The sequence below is a fragment of the Paractinoplanes polyasparticus genome (genome assembly GCF_019710575.1).
Classification (GTDB): Bacteria; Actinomycetota; Actinomycetes; order Mycobacteriales; family Micromonosporaceae; genus Actinoplanes; species Actinoplanes polyasparticus.
Genome location: NZ_JAHWFK010000118.1, coordinates 1 through 1,126, shown reverse-complemented (window position 1 = coordinate 1,126; position 1,126 = coordinate 1). Strand labels below are relative to the sequence as shown.

Sequence of the window (1,126 nt, the reverse complement as noted above, 5' to 3'; positions counted from 1 at the left end):
ATCACCGTCTGGGGCATCCGCGACACCGACTCCTGGCGCAACGACAACCCCCTGCTCTTCGACGGCTCCGGCAACAAGAAGGCCGCGTACACGTCCGTGTTGAACGCCCTCAACGCGGGCGGGCCGACCACCCCGACCAGCCCGCCGACCAGTCCCCCGACGAGCCCGCCGACCAGCCCGCCGACAGGCGCATGCAGCGCCACCGTCTCCCTCAACACGTGGAACGGCGGCTACGTGGCAACGGTCCGGGTCAACGCCGGGTCCACCGCGGTCAACGGCTGGAACGTCACCGTGCCGTTGCCGGCGGGCAGCGCGATCACCGGCGTCTGGAACGCGACCGGTAGCGGCACCTCGGGCACGGTCAGCTTCCGCAACGTGGCCTACAACGGCCAGATCCCGTCCAGCGGCTACACCGAGTTCGGCTTCCAGGGCACCGGCTCCGGTCCGACCGGCTCGCTCGCCTGCGCCGCCTGATCGCCCGCGTCCCGCCGGCCTCCCGGGCCGGCGGGACTTCACGCATCGTCCGGAGGGAGAGGGGCGTGTCCCGTACGCGTAGGCGGGCCTGGCTCGGCGCGGGCCTCGCGGTCGCCGTCAGCATGGCCGGCGCCGCCGTCGCCACCGGCGCCCAGGCGGCAACGGGCTGCCGGGTCAGCTACTCGGTCACGAGTCAGTGGCAGGGCGGGTTCGGCGCCGCCGTCACGATCGACAATCTCGGCGACCCGCTCACCGGTTGGCAGCTCGGGTGGTCGTTCGCCGCCGGCCAGACGGTCACCCAGCTCTGGAACGGCTCGGTCGCCCAGTCCGGAGCCCAGGTGACCGTGACCAACGCCGCCTACAACGGCAACGTGCCCACCGGCGGCAGCGCGTCGTTCGGCTTCAACGCGACGGCCGGGCTGAGCAACCCCGTGCCCGCGAGCTTCAGCCTCAACGGCGTCGCCTGCACCGGCGGAACGACCCCGACGCCGACAACGCCGGCACCGACCACTCCGGCGCCCTCGGCACCCACCACGTTCACCAATCCGGTGGTGTGGCAGGACTTCGCCGACGGTGACATCATCCGGGTCGGGGACGCCTACTACTACTCGGCGTCGACCATGCACTACTCGCCCGGCGCGCCCATCCTGCG

At 72.3% G+C, this 1,126-nt stretch carries 2 protein-coding genes; both read left to right on the top strand.

Annotation, left to right across the window (positions count from 1 at the left end; genetic code table 11):
• A partial coding sequence (locus KXC43_RS50275) for a cellulose binding domain-containing protein (protein WP_221383432.1) occupies positions 1 to 474 on the top strand: 474 nt, incomplete at its 5' end.
• A 65-nt stretch (positions 475 to 539) separates the two neighbouring features.
• Positions 540 to 1,126 (top strand): cellulose-binding domain-containing protein (locus KXC43_RS50270; RefSeq protein ID WP_438870968.1); only part of this gene is annotated, 587 nt, incomplete at its 3' end.